The sequence below is a fragment of the Rugamonas aquatica genome (assembly GCF_009380215.1).
Taxonomy (GTDB): domain Bacteria; phylum Pseudomonadota; class Gammaproteobacteria; order Burkholderiales; family Burkholderiaceae_D; genus Rugamonas; species Rugamonas aquatica_B.
Window position 1 is genome coordinate 431,489 of record NZ_WHUG01000002.1, and the last position, 21,041, is coordinate 452,529.

23 protein-coding genes are annotated in these 21,041 nt (G+C 64.5%); 9 read left to right on the top strand and 14 right to left on the bottom strand.

What is annotated here, in order from left to right; genetic code table 11:
- Positions 1–12 precede the first annotated feature (12 nt).
- From GEV02_RS06100 to GEV02_RS06110, 3 genes are read left to right on the top strand one after another with little or no spacing between them, the layout of a single operon-like run.
- Positions 13–807 (top strand): hypothetical protein, encoded by a 795-nt coding sequence (locus GEV02_RS06100; protein WP_152837115.1) that lies wholly within the window; start codon positions 13–15, stop codon positions 805–807.
- The gene (locus GEV02_RS06105) at positions 807–1,661 is read left to right on the top strand and encodes a DUF6160 family protein (RefSeq protein ID WP_152837117.1); all 855 of its coding nucleotides are present in this window, start codon (positions 807–809) and stop codon (positions 1,659–1,661) included. Before GEV02_RS06100 ends, GEV02_RS06105 begins: the two co-directional genes overlap by 1 nt.
- Complete coding sequence (locus tag GEV02_RS06110) at positions 1,661–2,125, top strand: hypothetical protein (protein ID WP_152837119.1); 465 nt, start codon at positions 1,661–1,663, stop codon at positions 2,123–2,125. The genes GEV02_RS06105 and GEV02_RS06110 overlap by 1 nt, the downstream gene beginning before the upstream one ends.
- A 94-nt stretch (positions 2,126–2,219) precedes the next feature.
- On the opposite strand, the gene GEV02_RS06115 is transcribed toward GEV02_RS06110, so the two are convergent.
- Both GEV02_RS06115 and GEV02_RS06120 read right to left on the bottom strand, forming a co-directional pair.
- Positions 2,220–3,359, bottom strand: coding sequence for an MFS transporter (locus GEV02_RS06115; RefSeq protein ID WP_152837534.1), 1,140 nt, complete (start codon positions 3,357–3,359; stop codon positions 2,220–2,222).
- Positions 3,360–3,394: 35 nt separating this feature from the next.
- Positions 3,395–4,390, bottom strand: coding sequence for an LLM class flavin-dependent oxidoreductase (locus tag GEV02_RS06120; protein ID WP_152837121.1), 996 nt, complete (start codon positions 4,388–4,390; stop codon positions 3,395–3,397).
- A 293-nt stretch (positions 4,391–4,683) separates the two neighbouring features.
- Here GEV02_RS06120 and GEV02_RS06125 point away from each other — a divergent pair, with 293 nt between their 5' ends.
- Complete coding sequence (locus GEV02_RS06125; RefSeq protein WP_152837123.1) at positions 4,684–5,595, top strand: TraB/GumN family protein; 912 nt, start codon at positions 4,684–4,686, stop codon at positions 5,593–5,595.
- On the opposite strand, the gene GEV02_RS06130 is transcribed toward GEV02_RS06125, so the two are convergent.
- From GEV02_RS06130 to GEV02_RS06140, 3 genes are all read right to left on the bottom strand, one after another.
- Positions 5,592–6,008 (bottom strand): hypothetical protein, encoded by a 417-nt coding sequence (locus GEV02_RS06130; RefSeq protein ID WP_152837125.1) that lies wholly within the window; start codon positions 6,006–6,008, stop codon positions 5,592–5,594. The two genes, GEV02_RS06125 and GEV02_RS06130, sit on opposite strands and share 4 nt — an antisense overlap.
- A 360-nt stretch (positions 6,009–6,368) precedes the next feature.
- Complete coding sequence (locus tag GEV02_RS06135; RefSeq protein WP_152837128.1) at positions 6,369–6,761, bottom strand: VanZ family protein; 393 nt, start codon at positions 6,759–6,761, stop codon at positions 6,369–6,371.
- 290 nt (positions 6,762–7,051) lie between these two features.
- Positions 7,052–7,813, bottom strand: a complete 762-nt coding sequence (locus GEV02_RS06140; protein WP_152837130.1) for an SDR family NAD(P)-dependent oxidoreductase — start codon at positions 7,811–7,813, stop codon at positions 7,052–7,054.
- Positions 7,814–7,906: 93 nt separating this feature from the next.
- Here GEV02_RS06140 and pyrF point away from each other — a divergent pair, with 93 nt between their 5' ends.
- Entirely contained in the window at positions 7,907–8,728 is an 822-nt protein-coding gene (gene pyrF / locus GEV02_RS06145) for an orotidine-5'-phosphate decarboxylase (RefSeq protein ID WP_328595738.1), read from the top strand.
- Between the two features lie 6 nt (positions 8,729–8,734).
- On the opposite strand, the gene sbcB is transcribed toward pyrF, so the two are convergent.
- A complete protein-coding gene (gene sbcB / locus GEV02_RS06150; RefSeq protein WP_152837132.1) occupies positions 8,735–10,177 on the bottom strand; it encodes an exodeoxyribonuclease I in 1,443 nt (480 codons plus the stop codon).
- Between the two features lie 75 nt (positions 10,178–10,252).
- Here sbcB and GEV02_RS06155 point away from each other — a divergent pair, with 75 nt between their 5' ends.
- Entirely contained in the window at positions 10,253–10,855 is a 603-nt protein-coding gene (locus GEV02_RS06155) for a DUF5610 domain-containing protein (protein ID WP_152837134.1), read from the top strand.
- Here GEV02_RS06155 and GEV02_RS06160 read toward each other — a convergent pair.
- A complete protein-coding gene (locus tag GEV02_RS06160) occupies positions 10,833–11,828 on the bottom strand; it encodes a GGDEF domain-containing protein (protein WP_152837136.1) in 996 nt (331 codons plus the stop codon). The genes GEV02_RS06155 and GEV02_RS06160 overlap by 23 nt on opposite strands.
- Positions 11,829–11,971: 143 nt before the next feature.
- On the opposite strand from GEV02_RS06160, the gene GEV02_RS06165 reads away from it, so the two are divergent.
- On the top strand, positions 11,972–12,751 hold the full coding sequence (locus GEV02_RS06165) for a helical backbone metal receptor (RefSeq protein ID WP_152837138.1): 780 nt from the start codon (positions 11,972–11,974) through the stop codon (positions 12,749–12,751).
- A 16-nt stretch (positions 12,752–12,767) separates the two neighbouring features.
- Here the strand turns inward: GEV02_RS06165 and GEV02_RS06170 are convergent, their stop codons facing one another.
- The 6 genes from GEV02_RS06170 to GEV02_RS06195 form a co-directional block, all read right to left on the bottom strand.
- Positions 12,768–13,139, bottom strand: a complete 372-nt coding sequence (locus GEV02_RS06170) for an HPF/RaiA family ribosome-associated protein (protein WP_152837140.1) — start codon at positions 13,137–13,139, stop codon at positions 12,768–12,770.
- An 80-nt stretch (positions 13,140–13,219) separates the two neighbouring features.
- The gene (locus GEV02_RS06175; protein ID WP_152837142.1) at positions 13,220–13,885 is read right to left on the bottom strand and encodes a DUF1345 domain-containing protein; all 666 of its coding nucleotides are present in this window, start codon (positions 13,883–13,885) and stop codon (positions 13,220–13,222) included.
- Positions 13,882–15,123 carry an MFS transporter gene (locus GEV02_RS06180; protein ID WP_152837143.1) on the bottom strand — a complete coding sequence of 414 codons (1,242 nt, stop codon included), beginning with the start codon at positions 15,121–15,123 and terminating at the stop codon, positions 13,882–13,884. Before GEV02_RS06180 ends, GEV02_RS06175 begins: the two co-directional genes overlap by 4 nt.
- A 70-nt stretch (positions 15,124–15,193) precedes the next feature.
- Positions 15,194–16,222 (bottom strand): CDP-6-deoxy-delta-3,4-glucoseen reductase, encoded by a 1,029-nt coding sequence (locus GEV02_RS06185; protein ID WP_152837145.1) that lies wholly within the window; start codon positions 16,220–16,222, stop codon positions 15,194–15,196.
- Positions 16,223–16,351: 129 nt separating this feature from the next.
- Positions 16,352–17,809 carry an MFS transporter gene (locus GEV02_RS06190; RefSeq protein ID WP_152837147.1) on the bottom strand — a complete coding sequence of 486 codons (1,458 nt, stop codon included), beginning with the start codon at positions 17,807–17,809 and terminating at the stop codon, positions 16,352–16,354.
- A 1-nt stretch (position 17,810) separates the two neighbouring features.
- On the bottom strand, positions 17,811–19,007 hold the full coding sequence (locus GEV02_RS06195) for an FAD-dependent monooxygenase (RefSeq protein WP_152837149.1): 1,197 nt from the start codon (positions 19,005–19,007) through the stop codon (positions 17,811–17,813).
- Positions 19,008–19,224: 217 nt separating this feature from the next.
- On the opposite strand from GEV02_RS06195, the gene GEV02_RS06200 reads away from it, so the two are divergent.
- A complete protein-coding gene (locus GEV02_RS06200) occupies positions 19,225–19,704 on the top strand; it encodes a MarR family winged helix-turn-helix transcriptional regulator (protein WP_152837151.1) in 480 nt (159 codons plus the stop codon).
- Positions 19,701–20,558, top strand: a complete 858-nt coding sequence (locus tag GEV02_RS06205) for an SDR family oxidoreductase (protein WP_152837153.1) — start codon at positions 19,701–19,703, stop codon at positions 20,556–20,558. Before GEV02_RS06200 ends, GEV02_RS06205 begins: the two co-directional genes overlap by 4 nt.
- Here GEV02_RS06205 and GEV02_RS06210 read toward each other — a convergent pair whose 3' ends face one another.
- Positions 20,559–20,822 carry a hypothetical protein gene (locus tag GEV02_RS06210; protein ID WP_152837155.1) on the bottom strand — a complete coding sequence of 88 codons (264 nt, stop codon included), beginning with the start codon at positions 20,820–20,822 and terminating at the stop codon, positions 20,559–20,561.
- Positions 20,823–21,041: the final 219 nt, after the last annotated feature.

The window sequence follows — 21,041 nt, forward strand, 5'->3', positions numbered from 1 at the left end:
GTTTCCCACATCATGAGCTCCTTCTATTCCCTGCGTTCGCTGTGGCTGTGCGCGGCTTTGGCCTGCTGCACGCTGACGGCTTCGGCGCAAATGCAACCGCTGAGTGAAGAGGAACTGTCCAACACGCGTGGACAAGGTCTGGTCGCGCTCACCAACACCAGCCTGGGCGGCTTCGATTTCAGCAAGGTCGCGCTGGACGCCGACATCACACTGAGCGCCAACCTGCGCAATGTGCGCCTGGGCGAATACAACTACGCCGCGCGCAACGGCACCGGCGCCGATCTCGACATCGGCCTGCTGCAATTCGGCCGCAGCGATGGCACCGAGGCGCAGCGCCTGGTCCACATCAGCAATCCCTATTTCGAATTCGTCTACAAGAACGCGGCCGATGGCGCCTCGCGCGAAGCGGTCGGCATGCGCTTCGGCTTCGAGGGCATCAGCGGCGATATCGGCATGAAGATCAACAGCCTGTCGGGCTCGATGCGGGTGACGGGCCAGGCGGCCGACGGCACCGCCGTGGTGCTCGACTCGCGCACCGACACGCTCGGCGGCAAGCGCTGGGATGGCGGCTGCACCGCGCCTTGCCTGTCGCTGGCGCAGCTGGGCGGCGTGACGGCCGGCGATGCCGCCGGGCCGAGCCGGGATTTCTGGATCTCCGTCTTGAAGACCGGCGTGCAGTTCCCGACGGCCGCCGGCGTGCCGGCTACCGATGCGGCGCAGGCCGGCATCTGGATGAACTGGCGCGACAAGCTGCAAGCCTTGAACACGTCCGGCCTGGTGCCGCCGAATCTGCCGAAGGGCCGTTGATGACGGTCGCGCGCGCTTCCTTGCTGATGCTGCTGGCCGCCGTGTGCGCGCCGGCGCCGGCGATGGAGCCCTTGAACGACGCGGCGCTGTCGACGGTGCGCGGGCGCGATGGCGTCAGCTTCGATCTGAACGGTTTCGCCATGAGCGGCGATGCGCGCGTCAGCTACACCACGCCGGTCGGCTCCAGTCTGTACGTGGAAAAATTCAGCGCCTCGCGCAGCGACAATCCTTTGCCGTTTTCCGATCCCTACAAGCTCGACATCGTGGCCGGCGCGCCCGGCCTGGCCGATGTCATCAACATCGCCTTTCCGCTGAACGTGAATGCCGACCAGCGCTGGCAGGCCGCCTACGATTGGGGCGTGACGGCCGACGGCGTCACGCGCGAGCAGGGCAGCGTGGTCATCAAGGACCTGGTGTTTTCCGGCGGCGGCTTGCAATTCTCCACGCCGCAGGTCAATGACGGCGTGGCCTTCGGGGCGGCGCTGCGCATGGATATCGGCAAGCTGTCGTTCCAGCCGCGCGGCCGCAACGACCCCACCGAGGCGATGGTGCTGAGTGGCGTGCACATCGGCGGCGTCGATGGCAATGGCGTGTTCAACAATACGCCGTGGATGCTGGCCAATGTGGCGTCGCAGCCGGCGGTGATCAATGCGCTGAACGACGAGACCGGGCCGCGCCTGCACATCGGCATCGACTGGCCGGATTCGCGTTACGGCAGCGGTGTGGCGCCGGCCGGCGGCGTGGTGGTCGACAATATTTCTTTCGTGAGCCCGGGGCAGCCGACGGTGGATCTTGGCTCCTCGCGCATAGGCTCGATCCAGATCCAGTATCTCGACATAAAGTTCAAGCACTGATGGCGCGCGCCCTGTTCCTGTGGATGATGCTGGCGGCGGGCGTGTCGCAGGCGGGGCCGTTGCAGGCGCTCGATGACGGCGAGCTGTCCAAGGTCAGCGGGCAGGACGGCATCAGCTTCGCGGCCCATATTTCGCTGAACGATCCGACGCTGGTGGGGGCGGTCAGCGACAGCCGTTTATCGCTGGGCTTCAAGGGCGACGGGCAGAGCCGCTACATCGTGTTCAAGAATGTGCGCGGCGCGGTGGACATGTTTGCCGTCAGCCTGGGCGTGCAGACGCGTACCGATGGCGGCGGCGACTACATCGCCATCGGCTTGCCGGGTTATGTGCGCTACACCAACTTCGGCTTCGAATCGCTGAGCGTGCAGAGCGATCCGAACGCGCCGGTCACCGGCAACCTGGGCAGCCTCAATATCAACGGCACCGTATCGCTGCAAGGCCAGGTCCGTCTCTGGTCGCACTAACAATCTGGGGTCAAGTCTGACATTTGGACACGGGCTCTGCCTTAACTGACGCTGCGGCAGAGTTCGTGTCCAAATGTCAGACTTGACCCCAAGGTTATTCGGTGGCGAACACGCACAAGGCGGTGACGGGGAAGGCCAGGCCTGCCCACAGCACGCCGTTCCAGCCGTGTGCGGCAAACATCCAGCCGCCCAGCGATGATCCCAGCGCTCCTCCCATGAAGAACAAGGCCATGTAGAGCCCGTTCAAGCGGCTGCGGATGTCCGCCGGCAGGGCGAAGATCGCCCGCTGTCCCGTGACCAGATTGGCCGAGACGCCCATGTCCAGCACGATGGAGGTCAGCACCAGCACGCCCAGGTCGACCAGGCGGCTGGAGTGGATCAGCAGCGGCAGGGCGAAGGCCAGCGCGCCCAGCGTCAGCGCGACGGCGGTGGTGGAGCGGCTCTTGCCATGGTCGGCGCGGCGGCCGGCGATGGGCGAGGCGATCGCGCCCGCCACGCCCACCAGCGCGAAGATGGCGACGCCGGTCTGGCTCAGCTGGAAACGCGGACCGGTCAGCTCCAGCGATACGCTGGTCCAGAACAGGCTGAAGGCGCCGAACATGCAAGCCTGGTAGGCGGCGCGGCGGCGCAGGATGGGCGTGGTCTTCAGCAGGTGCCACATCGATCCCAGCAACGCGAAATAGTGCAGGCCCGAATCCGGTTGCCGCTGCGGCAGGCGCGCGCGTAGCAGGAAGGCCAGCGCGGTGGTGCTGACTGCCGAGATGACGAAGATCGCATGCCAGCTCAGCGCGTCGGCCACCAGGCTGGCCACGGGACGCGCCAGCATGATGCCCATCAGCAGGCCGCTCATCACCTTGCCCACGGTCTGGCCGCGCGTTTCGGGACGCGACAGGTGGGCGGCGAACGGCACCACGATCTGCGCCGCCACCGAACCCAGTCCGATGCAGAAGGCCGCCAGCAGGAATAGCGCGGCGCTGCTGGTCAGCGAGGCCGCCAGCAAGGCCAGCGCCGTGGTCAGCAGGGCGATGAAGATCAGGCGGCGGTTTTCCAGCAGGTCGCCCAGCGGCACGATGAACAGCAGGCCGAGGCAGTAGCCGATCTGCGTCAGCGTGACGATCAGGCCGGCCGCGCCAGGGTCGAGGCCGGTGGCGCGGCTGATCGGACCGATCAGCGTTTGCGCGTAGTACAGGTTGGCGACGATCAGGCCGGTCGCGGTGGCGAACAGCCAGACCATGCCGGAGGAAATGTCGCGCTGGGCGTGCGACGGGCTCACGGGTTCACCAGCGTCTTTCGTGCTTCGGCGGCGATTTCGTAGGAGCGCAGCCGCTGGTCGTGGTCGAAGATCTGCGAGGTAATCATCAGCTCGTCGGCGCCGGTGCGGGCGATGAATTCCTGCAGCTGGCGGCTGACGGTGTCCGGCGCGCCGATAGCTGTGCAGGACAGCACGGCGTCCAGCATCGCCCGTTCCTGCGGCCCCAGCGATTGCAGATAGCCGGCCTTGGGCGGCGGTAGCTGCGACGGCTTGCCGGTGCGCAGGTTGACGAAGGCTTGCTGCATCGAGGTGGCGCGGTAGTGCGCTTCCTCATCGCTGTCGGCGGCGAACACATTAAAGCCGAGCATGACGTGCGGCCTGGCCAGCTGCGCCGACGGCTGGAAATTGCTGCGGTACAGGGCGATGGCCTGCTGCATCATCTGCGGCGCGAAGTGCGAGGCGAAGGCGAACGGCAGGCCCATGTGCGCGGCCAGCTGCGCGCCGAAGGTGCTGGAGCCCAAAATCCACAGCGGCACTTTGGCGCCTTTGCCGGGCACGGCCAGCACGCGCTGGCGCGGCGTGTCGGACAGATAGTCTTGCAGTTCCAGCACGTCTTGCGGGAAGGCGTCGGCGTCGCTGTCGAGGTTGCGGCGCAGGGCGCGCGCGGTGGTCTGGTCGGAACCGGGCGCGCGGCCCAGGCCGAGGTCGATGCGGCCGGGGTAGAGCGCTTCCAGCGTGCCGAACTGTTCGGCGATCACCAGCGGTGCGTGATTGGGTAGCATGATGCCGCCGGCGCCGACCCGGATGGTCGAGGTGCCGCCGGCCACGTGGGCCATGACGACGGCGGTGGCGGCGCTGGCGATGCCGGGCATGCCGTGGTGCTCGGCCAGCCAGTAGCGCTGGTAGCCCCAGCGTTCGCCGTGCTGCGCCAGGTCCAGCGTGTTGCGGAACGATGCGGAAGGGGTGCTGCCTTCTGCGATCGGGGAAAGATCGAGGATGGAAAATGGAATCATGGTGCTTGTCCTGCCTATATGGACCAGCAAGCATACACAGAATGGGCGAGTCGCGCTGGCGGCGCCTTAATTCGTGATAATCCGATAATTAATAACCATTTAAACAGTATTTTTATTATTGAGCTGCTATTTAACTGTGTTTATTTTGCCGATATTCACGGCGAATTTTAAAAAGATATTTCCCCAGGCGTGGTCCTGATTTACCATTGGAAACAGTAACGCGCCTCGCTTTACTCCTCCCATATTCCTTTTTTATTCGTTCGATGGCATGCCCTGCTATCGCGGGGAAACTCATGCCTAAGAAAATTGTTATTTTATTTATCGCGCTGATGTACTGCTGCCAGGCGGCGTTCGCGGCCGGGTTGGTCGAGCCTGCAGCGGCTGTGCATCGCGGCCAGTTGTATCGGATCACGCACGATGGCAAGACCGGTTATCTGTTCGGCACCATTCATGTCGGCAGGGATGGTGTCTATCCGCTGGATCCGGTGGTGTCGCGCGCGCTGCGTGACGCCCGGGCGCTGGTCATCGAGCTGGACATCCGCCAGGATGCGCCGTTCCAGCTGGCGCTGGCGCGCCATGGCCGCTATCCGGAGGGCGACATGGTCCAGCATCATCTGTCGCCTGCCGCGCTGGGCCTGATGGTGCAGGCGCTGGCGCGGGCCGGCATGTCGCTGCAATCGGTGCAGCAGTACAAGCCGTGGCTGATCGCCAATCTGCTGATCGGTGCGGAGATGGAGGTGCACGGTTTCCAGCGCAGCCAGGCGGTGGAGTATGCGCTGCTGGCGGCGGCCAAGAACCAGGACAAGACCGTGCGCGAACTGGAGAGTGCCGATTATCAGCTCAGCCTGTTCGATACGCTGGACGAGCGGCAGCAGGAGCAGTATCTGCTGGAGAATTTGGCCGACCTGGCCGATGGCGCCTCGCTGAAAAAATCCACCGCGCTGATCGACGCCTGGAGCGCCGCCGACGCGCCGGGTATCCATGCGGCGTGGCAGTCCGCCACCAGCGGCGATACGATCTCCGCCGGCTTCATGAACCGGGTGTTGCTGGGCAAGCGCAATCCCGAAATGGCCAGCAGTATCGAGCGCATCCTGCAGCAGGACCAGGTCGCTTTTGTGGGCGTCGGCCTGCTGCATCTGGTGGGCGAGGATGGCTTGCCGCAGCTGCTGAAGCGGCGCGGCTACCAGGTTGAACAGCTGTACTAGTAGCTGCTCACCATGCCGTTGTTGTAGCGCACGCGGTCGCCGATCTTGTAGCTGGGCAGGGAATCGGCCACCGCCATCTGCGTGGTGCCGTCGTCCAGGCGCACGGTGACGCGATAGACTTTGTCCGTCGGTAAGCCAACGCTGCCGCCTGCCGCCGCCGCGCCCGCGAGGCCGGCGCCCACGTCCTGCCGCTGCATCTGGTCGATGGCTTGCACGACGCCGTAGCTGGTCTGCGCCGTGGTGCTGGCGGATGCGCTGCCGGTCATGCCGCTGGTCATGGTGCCGGTGGTGCTGCTCTGGTTGCCGGTGCTGCTGGTCGTGCTGTTCGCGTTGGGCTCGCCGCTGCGCTCCGACGCGCAGCCGGCCAATACCAGGATGGTCAACGCGATCATGCTATTTCTGCTTGTGTTCATCTCATTCTCCCGTAGTCACTCATCAAAAAGGCTAGCCTTTTGATTCAGAGGACAAGCGCGCGGTTTTGTTCCCTTCACATCCCGGGGCAGTTGATATACATCAATTGCGGCGTGCTACTCGCACGCAATAATTGTTGGGTATCACTTTTAAGGATATCGATATGTTGACACGCGTGACAGACACTATTATCGAAGAATTAATTAACTCAACCTATGGAGAAGCGCCGGACCCGCGTAGCCGGCATTTATTGACACATTCATTGCACGAGTTGGTACGCGTGGCCAAAGCCGAGCAATTACAGCAAATGCGTCTGGATGTGGAGTTGGCAGTAGGCAGGCCCGGGGAGCGTGCCGGGAATGTCAGTTTGACGGCTGGATGCGATAACGGGTCCACAAGCAGTACATGAACAAGGCCGTCAGCACCGCAGCATTGCAGTCGACCAGCCAGTCGGACACGGCCCCATGGCGGTACGGAAAGAAGCTTTGCACGTATTCGTCAAGCGCGCCCATCAGGGCGATGGTCAGCACGGCCTTGCCGGCCCGTAGCCTCAGATTGCCGGTGCCGCCGGTGAAAATCAAAAACGTCAGTCCTGCATAAGCCAGCGAATGCAGTATCAGCCCCGAAGCGACCTGGCCGATGTCCTGGCGGGCGCCGGGCAGCGAGCCCAGTATCAATATCAGCAGGTACAGGACGATGGCGGTCCAGTAGCGTAGTCGGGCGTGGGAATTGGTCAGAAGGAATTGTTTGATCATGAACCAGACAATACCATGGAGTGCGGGAAGGGGGGGAGTGGTGCACCGGAGCCCCGGTGCACCTTTCTTCCGTCATGCCTATCGGTTGCATGTACTGAAGATGTAGCAAGTATGGGGAGCGAATATGACGCCGTCATGACGACGGGTAAAAAAAAAGCCCGCTGGTTAAAGCGGGCTTAAAACTATTTTCTTGGAGGAGAATAGTGGAGACAGGTGTAATTATGGGCGTGTCCGAGATATGTGTCTAATTGTTGTTTTAGATACCAGACATCAATAATGCGTATAACTCTTTATTTGACCGGCACCGTGTAGTTCAGGGCCAGGCGGCCGCCGTCCACGTACAGGGTCTGGCCGGTCATGTAGCTGGCGTCGTCGCTGGCCAGGAAGGCGGCGATGGAGGCCACTTCCTCCGGCTCGCCGCAGCGGCCCATCGGCGTGCGCGACAGGATGGTGTTGCGCGCTTCCGGACTGGCCATCACGGCTTGCTTGGCCAGTTCGGTCAGGATGGTGCCGGGGCCGATGCCGTTGACGCGGATGCCGTGCGTGACCAGGTTCAGCGACATCACCTTGGTCAGCTGGTTGATCGCGCCCTTGGACACCACGTAAGGCACCTGGTTGGGGATGGCCAACTCGGCGTTCACGCTGGACATGTTGATGATGCAGCCGCTCTGCTGCTTGACCATCTGGCGCGCCACGGCCTGGCCGCACAGGAACATGGACTTGAGGTTGATGCGCAGCACGCGGTCGAAATCGTCTTCCGTGAGGTCGAGGAAGTCGGCGGCGTGGGTGACGCCGGCGTTGTTGATCAGGATATCGATGCGGCCGAATTCGGCGAGGGTGGCGGCCACCAGCGCGTCGACATCGCATTTCTGGCTGACGTCGGCGGCGAAGAAGCGGGCCGCCTCGCCCAGCGTGGCGGCGGCGGCCGCGCCTTCCGGCTTGATGTCGACCAGCATGACCTTGGCGCCCTCGGCCACCAGGCGCTGCGCGCAGGCCAGGCCGATGCCCTGGGTGGCGCCGGTGACGATCGCGACTTTATTCGAGAGTTTCATGGGATGTGCTTTCTAAGGAGAGAGGGCAAATTTTAACAGCCCGATGCGGGCGCGTTACAATAGAGGGTTTGCAACAAAAGCTAAGGGTGCGTCGTGACTTTCATCAACAAATTATCTGCCGCCTGGACGGCCAACGACTCGCTGCTGTGCGTGGGCCTGGATCCGGACATGGACAAACTGCCGGCGCAGTTCCAGAACGACCCGCAAGGCATCTACCACTTCTGCCGCGAAATCATCGATGCGACCGCCGACCTGGCGTGTTCGTTCAAGCCGCAGATCGCTTACTTCGCGGCGCTGAGCGCGGAAGCCCAGCTGGAAAAAATCTGCCACTACGTGCGCGACAATTATCCGCATATTCCGCTGATCCTGGACGCCAAGCGCGGCGACATCGGCGCCACCGCGCGCCAGTATGCGCGTGAAGCGTACGACCGCTACGGCGCGGACGCCGTCACCGTCAACCCGTACATGGGCTCGGATTCGGTGGAGCCCTACATGGAGTGGAGCGAGCGCGGCGTCATCATCCTGTGCCGCACCTCGAACGCCGGCGGTTCGGATCTGCAGTTCCTGAATGTCGACGGCCAGCCGCTGTATCAGCACGTGGCGCGCCTGGTGGCGCAGAAGTGGAACGCCAACGGCCAGTGCGCGCTGGTGGTCGGTGCGACCTTCCCGGAAGAACTGGCGCAGGTACGGGCGATTGTCGGCGATATGCCGCTGCTGGTGCCTGGCATCGGCGCGCAGGGCGGCGATATCGCGGCCACCGTCAAGTCGGGCAAGACCGCCGCTGGCGCTGGCATGATGATTAACTCCTCGCGCGCGATCCTGTACGCGGCGCCGCAGGCCGGTGAAGACTTCGCCGCCGCCGCCCGCCGCGTGGCGCTGGAAACGCGCGACGCCATCAACCAGCATCGCGCTTAAATCCGCTTAGTGCGCTGGAGCGATGAGCTCCACGTACTCGTACAGCTCGGCCAGGATTTGTTCGGCACGCTCATCGGCATCCTGTTGCAGATGGTCGATCTCGCCGAAGAACTGGTCGATGCTGCGCGCACCGCCGGCGCCCTCGTAGAAGCGCGCTGCGCGGTGCTGCTCCCAATGCTCCAACTCGCCTTCCGATAAAGTCTCGGGGAAGTTGCGTGCGCGGTAGCGGAACAGCAGTTCCAGCAGGCGCGGATCGCTGAACGATGGCGACGCCGTCGCCAGACGGGCCGGGGTTTCCTTGCGCAGCGTGTCGAGCATGCGGCGGTCCTCCTTGCCGACGAAGCCGTTGTACAGATCCTCGTCCACATCCAGCTCGGCGCCCGCCGGGCGGTAAAACACCTGTTCCCACTCGATATCCATATTGCGGCCGGCCGCGGCCAGCGCGGCGTGAGCCTTGCCTTGCTCCAGGTCGATGCCCCATTTGGCCGCCATCGCCGGCGACAGCGTCTTCAGGTTGGACACCAGCATCGGCGATTTGTTCAGGTGGATGCTCTTGACCGGCAAGCGCGTCACGCCTTCCGGCAGCGCGTCGGCGCGGCTGAAGATGCGGGTGCGGATGGTGTCGGCATCCAGCGTGAACAGTTCGGTCGGATCGTAGGTGCAGTCCCAGACGATCACTTCATTCTTGTTGGTCGGATGCGTGGCCAGCGGCCACACCAGCGCGATGCAGCCGCGCTCGGCCGGGAACATGCCCGACACGTGCAGGAACGGCGCGCGCAGCGCCGGCGCCAGGTGCATGCCGATCTCGTCGGCCACGCGGTCTTTCTTGTGCAGCGCCAGGCAGAAGTCGAACAGCTTGGGCTGCTTAGCGCGGATCAGGCGGGCCAGCGCGATGGTGGCGCGCACGTCGGACAGCGCATCGTGCGCCGCCTCGTGCAGCAGGCCGTTGGCCTTGGCCAGGTGCTCCAGCTTGAAGCTGGGCTTGCCGTCCTCGCGCATCGGCCATTCAATCCCTTCCGGGCGCAGCGCATAGGTCATGCGCACCACGTCCAGCAAATCCCAGCGGCCGCACTGGTTTTGCCATTCGCGCGCGTACGGATCGATCAGGTTGCGCCAGAACATGAAGCGGGTGATCTCGTCGTCGAAGCGGATGGTGTTGTAGCCGACGCCGATGGTGCCCGGCTTGGAGAAGGCTTGCTCGATGGTGGCGGCGAACTGGTGTTCGGGCACGCCCCATTCCAGGCATTGCTGCGGCGTGATGCCGGTGATCAGGCAGGACTGCGGGTCCGGCAGGAAATCATTGGCCGGCTTGCAATACAGCATGATGGGCGTGCCGATCTCGTTCAGCTCGGCATCGGTGCGGATCGCGGCGAATTGCGCCGGGCGGTCGCGGCGCGCCTGGGCGCCAAAGGTTTCGTAGTCGTGCCAGAGAAAGGTCTGTGTGGTCATAGGGTGCGGTCAAGGGGGCTACAGTTATTCTTAATTCTGCCGATAATTACAGGATATTCCATCAGGAGCAACATCATGGCGACTCCAGTATCGGCAACATCGGGCAGTACGGCTGCCACGTCCAGCGCACCGGTCCAGGCCAAGGACGACAGCAATGTGTCGGTCGCCGCCAAGGCCAAGGCGCAGTTGAACGTGTCCATCGTACAAGCTTCCTTGACGGTATCGTTGAATTCTTCCAACGAACCGCTGTCGGTGCTGCTGAAAACGGCGCTCACCGGCATCAACGAGGCGCTCAAGGACGATTTCGGCGACAACGCCATCCAGAACGCCGTCTCGCAGGATAATACGCCGGAAGGCACGGCGAGCCGCATTGTATCGCTGTCGACGGCGTTTTACGAAGCCTATAAGCAGCAACATCCCGGCGAAGACGGCGATGCGGTGCTGAACAAGTTCATGGATACGCTGAAAAAAGGCGTGGACCAGGGCTTCAAGGAAGCGCGCGGCGTGCTCGACGGGTTGAAGGTGCTCAATGGCGATGTCGCCAGCAATATCGACAAGACCTATGAGCTGGTGCAGAAGGGCTACGCCGACTTCGCGGCCGCGCACAAGGCGCAGCCGGCCGCCGAGACGGATAGCGGCGCCGGCACGGCGCCGATCAAGGCTGGTCCGGGGCAGTAGGTTCGTGATGGGCCACGCGGTTGCGGCCCAGTTCCTTGGCGCGGTAGAGCGCGCCGTCGGCGGCGGCGATCAGCGCCGATTCATCCTGCTCCGCCTGCAGCGTCGCCACGCCGAACGAGGCTGTCACGTGCGGCAACGGCAGGCGCATGTCGCCAAACACCACCGCTTGCTGCATGCGCTCGCACAGGCGCTCGGCCACCGCCACCGCGACCTTGTCGCTGGTGTCGGGCAGCAGCACCATCATTTCCTCGCCGCCGTAGCGCACGGCAAAATCGGTGGGCCGCAGCGCGCTGCTGAGCACGTGGGCGGCCGCGCGCAAGGCCTGGTCGCCGGCCAGGTGGCCGTGGCTGTCGTTGAATTTCTTGAAGTGGTCGAGGTCGATCATGATCAGCGCCAGCGGCGCGTGCGAGCCCTGCGCGGTGGCCACCATGGTCGGCAGCAGGTCGTTGAGCCAGGCGCGGTTGTACAGGCCGGTGAGGCCGTCGATCATCGATAGCTGGCGGTAGAACTCGCCCAGTTTCTGGCGCCGGCGCAGCTGCGCGTTGGCGGCGCGGATGCGGAAGGACAGCAGCCGCAGCAGATTGCGCGCCAGCACATTCGATTCGTCGATCAGCTTCCACACCAGATCGGCTTCGATGACCAGCACTTCGCTCTGCTCCAGCGCGGTGATGCTGGACAGGTTGGCTTCCTCGTCCAGCACCGATTGCTCGCCCACGCTTTCGCCCGGCAGTATCTTGCTGACGGTGCCGTCGGCCATGCCGGTGCGGGTATCGGTCGCCACCGACAGCGCGCCGCGCAGCACGATGTAGAGCCGGGCGCGGTTCGATTCGGCCACCGCCTGGCCGCTTTCCAGCAGCATCACGGGACAGTGCGCCAACAGCTTGGCGAGCGCGGCGTCATCGTCCGAATTGCGCAACAGTTGCAAGTCGCTGATCTGGTAGCCGGAGCTGCCGAATGTGCTGATTTGTTTCAAAGTCGTCTTTCGAGGTGCTGATGGGCAAGCTGACTAATCATAGCTGAACTGCCCTGTACGCTGTGTAAATTTTGTCCCCGCAGTTGTTGCGCGATGTATCCGCAGATGCTTCAATACCGCCATTGCCCACACTGGATGAGAACATGGAATATACCGACGCGATCGGCAACAAGCACCTGGCCGATCCGCACGCGCGCATCGTGTCGCTGGTGCCGTCGATTACCGAGCTGCTGTGCGACCTGGGCCTGGCCGGGCAACTGGTGGGCCGCACCGGCTTCTGCATCCATCCGGCCGATGTGGTGCCGGCGATACCCAAGGTGGGCGGCACCAAGGATGTGAATATCGAGAAGATCCGCAAGCTGGCGCCCACCCATCTGGTGGTCAATATCGACGAGAACGAAAAGCCGACCGTCGAGCTGCTGGCGGAATTCATTCCGCACATTGTCGTCACGCATCCGCTGCGTCCGCGCGACAACCTGGAGCTGGCGCGCCTGATGGGCGGCGTGTTCTGCCGCGAGCAGGCTGCTGCCGACTGGTGTGCGGCGTTCGAGGCGGAGTATGCGCTGCTGCGCGCGCTGCCGCCGTCGCGGCCGCAGACCATGTTGTACTGCATCTGGCAAGACCCGTGGATGACGGTGTCGCGCGACACCTACATCGCGCGCATGCTGGAGGAAATCGGCTGGAGCGTGCCGGACCTGGGCGAGCAGCGTTATCCGCGCTTCGAATGGTCGGCCGAGTTGATGGATGGCGTGGATGGGGTGTTGCTGTCGAGCGAACCGTATCGCTTCACCGAGGCGCATGCCGATGCGCTGGAAAAGCAGCTGGGCAAGCCGGTGTTGCTGGTTGATGGGGAGATGATGTCGTGGTATGGCAGCCGGTCGCTGCAGGGCTTGACGTACTTGAGGGAGCTGGCACGGCGCTAGCTCCCTCCCCATGAAATTATTCGCTGTCGTCGATGTCGGCTTCGGCCGGCACGGCGCCGTTGGCGTGGCGCTTGTCCTTGTCATGCAGGCGGCCCAGGGCGCTGTCGATGGCGCGTTTGAGTTTTTCCGCCGAGCCGCCTATGGCCTGGTGCAGCGTGGCGGCGTGATCGCTGACGGCGATCGGTTGATACCCGGTGACGCGGGCTTCCATCAGGCAGCGGTTGTCGCCGTCGGCTGACTTCTGGCCCAGGTTGTCGCTCAAATGGACTTCGACGCGGGTGATCTGCTCGCCGAAGCGGTGGAGGGCATTGCTCACGACCGTTTGTACATGTTCATCCAGACCGGCGTGGCGGTCGATGGTTTTGTCGGCATTGATATTGATTTGCATACGCTTGCTCCTGTTTGTTGAACTGCAAAACAATATTACTCCTTTTCTCCTTAGGTTCGCGTTAAGTCGCTAACGTTGAGCTAGCCATTGATGAGCGAAGCGGCAATATTGATCGACAAACCGAGGATGGCCAGGTTGTAGAAGAAGCACAGCACCGATTGCCCCAGCACCACCTGGCGCATGGCGCGGCTGCGCACGGCCACGTCCGAGGTCTGCACGGCGACCGAGATCGTCAGCGCGAAATACAGGAAGTCCCAGTAGTTCGGCGTCAGGTCGTGGTCGGGGAACTGCAGCGGCTTCTCGCCGTCGTTCTTGATGTAGTACAGATGGGCGTAGTGCGAGCAGAACATGGTGCCTATCATGAACCACGAGCCGGTCAGCGTCAGCACCACGAAGCCGTAGTGCAGCGCCATGTCGGCCGTCTTCAGATCCTTCAGCGTCGACAGCTGCGAGATGATGGCGGCCAGGCTGATCATGATCGCCAGCGACAGCGTGGCCAGGATCACAGGCCCCTTTTCATCCTGGCGGCAGGCGGCGCGCTTGATGTCGTGCTGGTCGGCGCGCATCATCATCCAGCCCATCATCAGCAGATAGGACCAGACCACGATATTCCACGCCGTCAGCAGGCGGGCCAGCAGCGGCCAGGCTTGCGGCAGCAGCGGGCCGATCACGACGCCCAGCGCGACGGCCAGGCTCAGGTGGGGGCGGCTGTGGATGATGCCGGGCAGTCGTATGCGTAATGTCATTGCTTGTCCTCATGAGGGAAACGGTCCATGCGCGACAGTACAGGGAACAGCACGGCCCAGGCGCCGGTCACGGCCAGTGTGGCGGCGCCGCCGAACAGCACCGCGCGCGTCAGGCCCATCCAGCCGGCGGTCAGGCCGGATTCGAATTCGCCCAGTTCGTTGGAAGCGCCGATGAACACCGAGTTGACGGCGCTGACGCGGCCGCGTATCGCGTCCGGCGTTTCGTACTGCACCAGCAGGTGGCGCACGTAGACGCTGATCATGTCGCCTGCGCCCATCAGGAACAGCGCGACCAGCGCGACGATGAAGGTGGAGGTGGCGCCCAGCACCAGCGTGCCGACGCCGAACACGCCGACGCCGCCCAGCATCCACAGGCCGACCCGGCGCGTGATGGGGAAGAAGGCCAGCGCGATCGAACAGATGGCGGCGCCAGCGCCGGGCGCGGTGCGCAGCATGCCGAGGCCGGTCGGGCCGACGTGCAGCACGTCGTGCGCCAGCGCCGGCAGCAGCGCGGTGGCGCCGCCGAACAGCACGGCAAACAGGTCGAGCGAGATGGCGCCCAGTACCACCGGTTTGGACCAGACGAAGCGCAAGCCTTCGAGCACGGTGTGCCAGGTGGCGGGCTCGCGGTTGCTCGGCTGCTTGACCGATTTGACCAGACTCATCATCACCACCGAGGCCACCAGCAGCGCCGAGGAAATCATATAAACCGTTTTCGGCCCAGCCAGGTAGAACAGGCCGCCCAGCGTCGGGCCGAGGATGACGGCGACGTGGAAGCTCGACGAGCTGAGCGCGACGGCCTTGCTGAAGCTCTCAGGCGGCACCAGGTTGACCAGGATGGCTTGCGTGGCCGGCCCCATGAAGGCGCGCGCGCTGCCGAACAGCACCAGCACGGCAAACACCGGCCACACGGCGCTGAGCCCGGCGACGGTGAAGGCCAGCAGCATCAGGCCGCACAGCAGCTGCGCGCCCAGCGCCAGCGCGATCAGGTTGCGGCGGTCGTAGCGGTCGGCGGCGTGGCCGGCGATCAGGATCAGCAGCAGGAAGGGCGCGAACTGCGCCAGGCCGATCAGGCCGAGGTCGAACAGGTTGTGGGTCAGCGCATAGACTTGCCAGCCGATGGCGACGTTCTGCATCTGGACCGCCACGGTGGCGAGGGTGCGGGCGGAAAGGTAGAGGGTGAAGTTACGGTGGCGCAGGACGCTGAAACCGTTGGAGGAGGTCGGACTGTCGGACATTGGCGCTTTCAGGGAGCAGAGCCTGGGGACTCTGCATCCCTGTCTGCTCCCGGTGGGGATGGATGCTTATTTAAGGCTTGTTGATGTCGGCTTCGGTGGTGAAGGCATCGGCGTAGAACTCCTCCTCCGGCAGGCGGCATTGCGCGACAAAATCGCGCTTGGCGGAGTCGACGACGATAGGCGCGCCACAGGCATACACCTGGTGGCCGGACAGGTCGGGCAGGTCGGCCATGACGGCGGCGTGCACGAAGCCGGTGCGGCCGGTCCAGTGGTCTTCCGGCTGCGCGGCCGAGATCACCGGCACATACTTGAAGTTCGGCAGGATCGCTTCCCACTGGCGGCACAGGGCGTCCATGTACAAGTCCTGCGGGCGGCGGCCGCCCCAGTACAGCACCATCTGGCGCTGCGAATCCTGCGCGCGCAGGTGTTCGATGATGGCCTTGATCGGCGCGAAGCCGGTGCCGGAGGCCAGCAGCACCATCGGCTTGTCGCTGTCCTCGCGCACGAAGAAGGTGCCCATCGGGCCTTCGAAGCGCAGGATGTCGCGTTCCTTCATCGTGCTGAACACCTGGTCGGTGAACAGGCCGCCCGGCATGTGGCGGATGTGCAGGCTCAGAGGCTGGTCCTGGTCCGGCGGCGAGGCCAGGCTGTAGCTGCGGCGCTTGCCGTCGCGCAGCATGAATTCGATGTACTGGCCGGCGCGGAATTTCAGCGTTTCGTTGGCCGGCAGTTGCAGCGTCATGACGACCACGTCCGGCGCCATTTTTTCCATCGTCGCCACGCGGGACGGCATCTTGCGGATCGGATAGTCGTCGCTGCCGGCCACTTCGCGGGCTTCGATGGTCAGGTCCGAGTGGGCGGTGGCGCAGCAGAACAGCGCCTGGCCGGCCGCTTCCTCGTCCTTGCTCAGCGCGCGTTCCTGGTGCGCCTTGTGCGTGACCGAACCGGAGATCACTTTGCCTTTGCAGGAGCTGCATGCGCCATTCTTGCAGCCGTAGGGCAGGCCGACGCCTGCGCGCATGGCCGCGGCCAGTACGGTTTCGTCTTCCTCGCAGCTGAATTGATGGCCGCTGGGCTGTACAGTAATTTGGAAGGTCATGCGATATCAGGGGTAGTTAGGGCCGCCGCAGGGCAACCGGGGTGAATGGATGGAAACTTGATCAGCATTAGTTTCCGCGATTTTATCACCCCGGCCCGGTTGGGCGGGCGCCTGCCCCACGGCGCCGTGCTAGGCGGTGCGGTTTTTGGCGAAAAACAGCACGACGCAGGCGCCAAGCAGCGCGGCGGCGGCCGGCAGCAACATGGTGTGCGCCATGGCCCGGGCAAAACCGGCATGGAACAGGGCCAGGTTGGCCGGGTCGAGCGCGCCCGGGTGGAAGGCGCCCGCCGCATACTGGTCGGCGGGCAGCTGGCGCGCCAGTTGCGCCTGGACCAGCGCGGCAATCGAGGCGGCGCCCAGCACCGAGCCGATCTGGCGCGTGGTGTTGAAGATGCCGGAGCCGGCGCCGGCCCGCGCAGGGGGCAGGTTGCGCATCGTGCTGGCCGAGATCGGCGCCCAGATGCAGGCGTTGGCCACGCCGAGCAGGGCGGACGGCAGCAGCAACAGCCAGCGCGACTGTGCCGCGTCCGGCAGCCAGAGCGCGTACCACAGCAGGCCGCCGGCCAGGCAGGCCAGGCCGAAGCACGCCATGTAGCGCGGGTCGATCCTGTCGGCCAGCTTGCCGGTGAACGGGGCCAGCGCGGCCAGCACCAGCGCCATCGGCGCCAGCATCAGCGCGCAGGCCAGCGGGCTCAGTTGCATGACGATCTGGAAGTAGAAGATCAGCGGCAACAGCATGCCGGCCGTGGTGAAGCCGACTATCGAGATGGCCAGGTTGCCGACCGTGAAATTGCGGTCGCGGAACAGCTCCAGCGGCAGCAAGGGTTCGTGCTTGTTGCCGCGCTGCCAGAGCAGGAACAGCGCGAACAGCAGCACGCCGCCCACGATCAGCGCCCAGACCGGGATTTGCCAGGCGATCACGCCCCAGTGGTAGCGTTCGCCGTCCTGGATGCCGAGCGCGATCAGCAACAGGCCGGCGCCGCTGAGTATGGCGCCCGGAATGTCCAGGCGGTGCGGTTGCTGGCCGAATTCGGGCAGCAGCTTGCGGGCCAGCACGAAGGCGGTCAGGCCGACCGGCACGTTGACGAAGAAGATCCACTGCCAGCCCAGGGTGTTGACGATGGCGCCGCCGAGCATGGGACCGATCAGGGTGGAGATGCCGGCCACGGCGCCGAGCAGGCCCATGGCCTGGCCGCGCTGCGCGGCCGGGAAGATGCGGGTGATGACGGCCATGGTCTGCGGCACCATGCAGGCGGCGCCTATGCCCTGCACCACGCGCGCGGCGATCAACTGGCCGGCCGTCTGCGACAGGCCGCAGGCCAGCGAGGCCAGCGCGAAGACCGCCAGGCCGGTCAGGTAGATGGGCTTGGGACCGTAGCGGTCGCCCAGCCGGCCGGTCAGCAGCAGCGGCGCGGCGTAGGCCAGCAGGTAGGCGCTGGTCACCCACATCACGGCGCCGATGGAGGTGTCGAGGCCGGCCATGATGGCGGGATTGGCGACGGAGACGATGGTGGCGTCGATCAGCACCATGAAGGTGCCGATCACCAGTGTCCAGAACACTGGCCAGGGTTTTTGGTGAGGATGCATGTCAGGCCTTGGTTGAGTAGTCGGGCAGGGCGATGGCGTCGGCCTTGGGCTTGTTCAGTTTGCCGATCAGGGTGGAGACGGCGGGTTTGGCCAGCACGCCCAGCACGGCGTTGGACAGCCTGACCCCGGCGCGGCTGTGGGGCGAGGCGAAGCGCAGGGCGCCCGGCGCGATGCGCTGCGCATTGCGCACGTAGGGCCGCATCAGCGCCTGGTAGCGCTGGAAGGCTTGCGTATGGTCCTGCTGGCTGCCCAGTTCGCCTGCCAGGATGTAGGCGCCCACCAGCGCCAGGCTGGTGCCCATGCCGCTGATCGGCGACGCGCAGTAGGCGGCGTCGCCCACCAGCGCGACCCGGCCGTTCGACCATCGCGGCAGCTTGACCTGGCCGATGGCTTCGAAATAAAAGTCGGGTGACTGCGCCATGTCGCGCAAGACGCGCGCGGTGTCGAAGCCGGCGTCGGCAAAGACTTCGTGCAGCAGCGACTGCTGTTCGGCACGGCTGAGCTCTTCATGGCCGCGGCGGCTGCTGCGGAAGGACAGGAAGGCGCGGGTGGTGCCTTGATTGTCCGGACGCAGCAGCAGGGTGCGGCCGCGCCCGGCGTTGTACCAGCGCGCCCACTGGCCGTCGCCGGGCTGGTAGGGAATGGTGAAGTAGGCGGTGTACATGTCCAGGTAGTGGATGGCCGGCGTGTCGGGGCAGACCAGGCGGCGGGTGCGCGAGCGGATGCCGTCGGCGCCGATGACCAGGTCGAAACTGCGCTCGGCGCCGCTGGCAAAGACCACGCGCACCTGGTCGCCCAGGTCGGTGACGGTGAGCGGATGGTCGCCGAACAGGTACTCGGCGTCGTGGCGGCTGTGCTCGTAGAGCAGGTCGACCAGTTCGCCGCGCAGGATTTCGGTGTCGCAGACCAGGCCCTGGCCGCCGAAGCTGTCGGCGGTGAAGGAAGCCTTGGCATGGCCGGCGGCGTCGACAAAGGCCAGCCCGGCTTCGCGGGTGATGCGGCTGCGCACTTCGGCGTCGATGCCCATGCGCCGCGCCACTTCGCGCCCGGCGCCGCGCAGATCGATGGTTTGGCCGTAGCTGCGCAGCTGCGGCGCACGCTCGACGATGGTGACCTGGATGTTTTTACGATGGAGGAAATGCGCCAGCACCGGCCCGGCAATGCCGGAGCCGATAATCAGCACGGTACGAATTTTCATATGAGGCTCCTGTGAGCGGGTGTGGACTGCTCGGCAAGAATTTCCTAAGCAGGTATTTAGTAAAGTAAATTTATATCTAAGTAAATTAGCGATTATGGCGTGAAACTTCCTTCGGGTCAAGCACTGGTGGTTTTTTGACGTGCTCGGCGTCGCTAAGTTAGTATGTGGTTAAGAAAATTGCTTACTAAATGACTTAGCGGTAGAGGAAAAAACTATCATGACGCAGCAAGCTGTAGGGCAAGTGGCCGACGTGGCCGACGACCCGATTTGCCGGAACCTGCAAAATATCTCGATCCTGACGCGGGAAATCGAAAAACGGCTGGCGGAGACCTTGAAGGTCAATGCGACCGATCTGGCCGCGATGGAGCAGCTGGTGGGCAGCGGCGCGCTGACGCCGGGCGATCTGGCGGCGCGCCTGCAAGTGACGACGGCGGCGGCGACCCAGATCGTCGACCGTCTGGAGAAGGCCGGCCACGTCGGCCGGGTGCGGCATGAGACCGACCGCCGCAAGGTGATGGTGGTGCCGGCGGCCGAGTCGGTGGCGTTGACCATGCGCGAGCTGACGCCGATGCTGGCCAGCCTGCAGGCGCTGGTGTCCTCGCTGGCGGCGCCGGAGCGCGCCGTCGTTGGCGCCTTTCTTGAGCAGGTGGTTGGAATTTATCGCGGCACTATCGAACGTACCGGGGGCAAGCAATGAAGCGGCCACGTCTGTTAATTCTCGGCTGCGGCGACGTCGGCATGCGGCTGTTGCCCTTGCTGCGCAAGCAGTTCCGCATTTTTGCCGTCACCAGCCAGCCGTCGCGCTGCGCCGAGCTGCGCGCGCTGGGCGCGGTGCCGCTGGTGGCCGACCTGGATCAGCCTGCCACGCTGCGGCGCCTGGCCGGGTTGGCGACCTATGTCGTGCATCTGGCGCCGCCGCCCGCCGAGGGCGTGCTGGACAGTCGCACGCGTCATCTGACCGCCGTGTTGCCCGGGCATGCCCGTATGGTGTATGTCAGCACCACGGGCGTCTATGGAGATTGTGGTGGAGCGTTGTTTGACGAGAGCCGTCCGGTGGCGCCGCGCAATGCGCGGGCCTTGCGGCGGGTGGATGCCGAGCGGGTGCTGCGCGGCTGGGCGCGGCGCGCCGGCGCGCAGTTGTCCATCCTGCGGGTGCCGGGGATTTATGCCGGCGAGCGCCTGCCGCTCAAGCGCCTGCAGGCGGGGACGCCGGCGCTGATCGAGGCGGATGATGTCTACACCAACCACATCCATGCCGACGATCTGGCGGCCATCATCGTCAGGGCCCTGTTCCGGGGCGGAGCCAACCGGGTGTATCACGCGGTGGACGACAGCGATATGAAAATGGCGGCGTATTTCGATGCGGTGGCCGATGCGTTCGAGCTGCCGAGGCCGCCGCGCCTGCCTCGTGCGGAGTTGCAACAGGTGGTGACGCCGGCGCTGCTGTCCTTCATGTCCGAGTCGCGGCGGCTGAGCAACGGCCGCATCAAGCGCGAGCTGGGCGTGCGGCTGCGCTACGCCACCGTGGCGCAAATGCTGGCCAAGCGCTGATCAGGCGCGCGGCGGGCGCTTCTTCTGCTGCACGCGTTGCTGCTGCTTCTTCTGGGTCTGTACCTTGTTCTGCTTGGCTTCGTACAGGGCGACCGCGTCCGTGCGGGCCTGTTCCGGGGTGCGCAGCTCGGGCTGGTCGTCGTGCTTGACGAAATATTCGGCGTCCTGGGCGTCGACCACCAGCTTGATGGCGGCGGCGTCGTCCAGATCGTAGATTTCGTGGAGCAGGGTTGTTACTTCGTCGAGGAATTCTTCGTAGGTCATGGGAAATGTAAAAACAAGTAAAGAAGGGGCGGAAATTACACTAGTGCAAGCCGCTTTGGTGGGGTTTGTGCCAAAATGGCAACGCGTTTCGGCTGATCTATATCAATCAAGTCATCACATGATACGATATTGTTAGCTATCTTACGAAGGAGCCATGCGCATGACAGCCACTTCCCATCCTACCAAGGAACAGGTTCGTGCTTACATGCATCAGCGTGA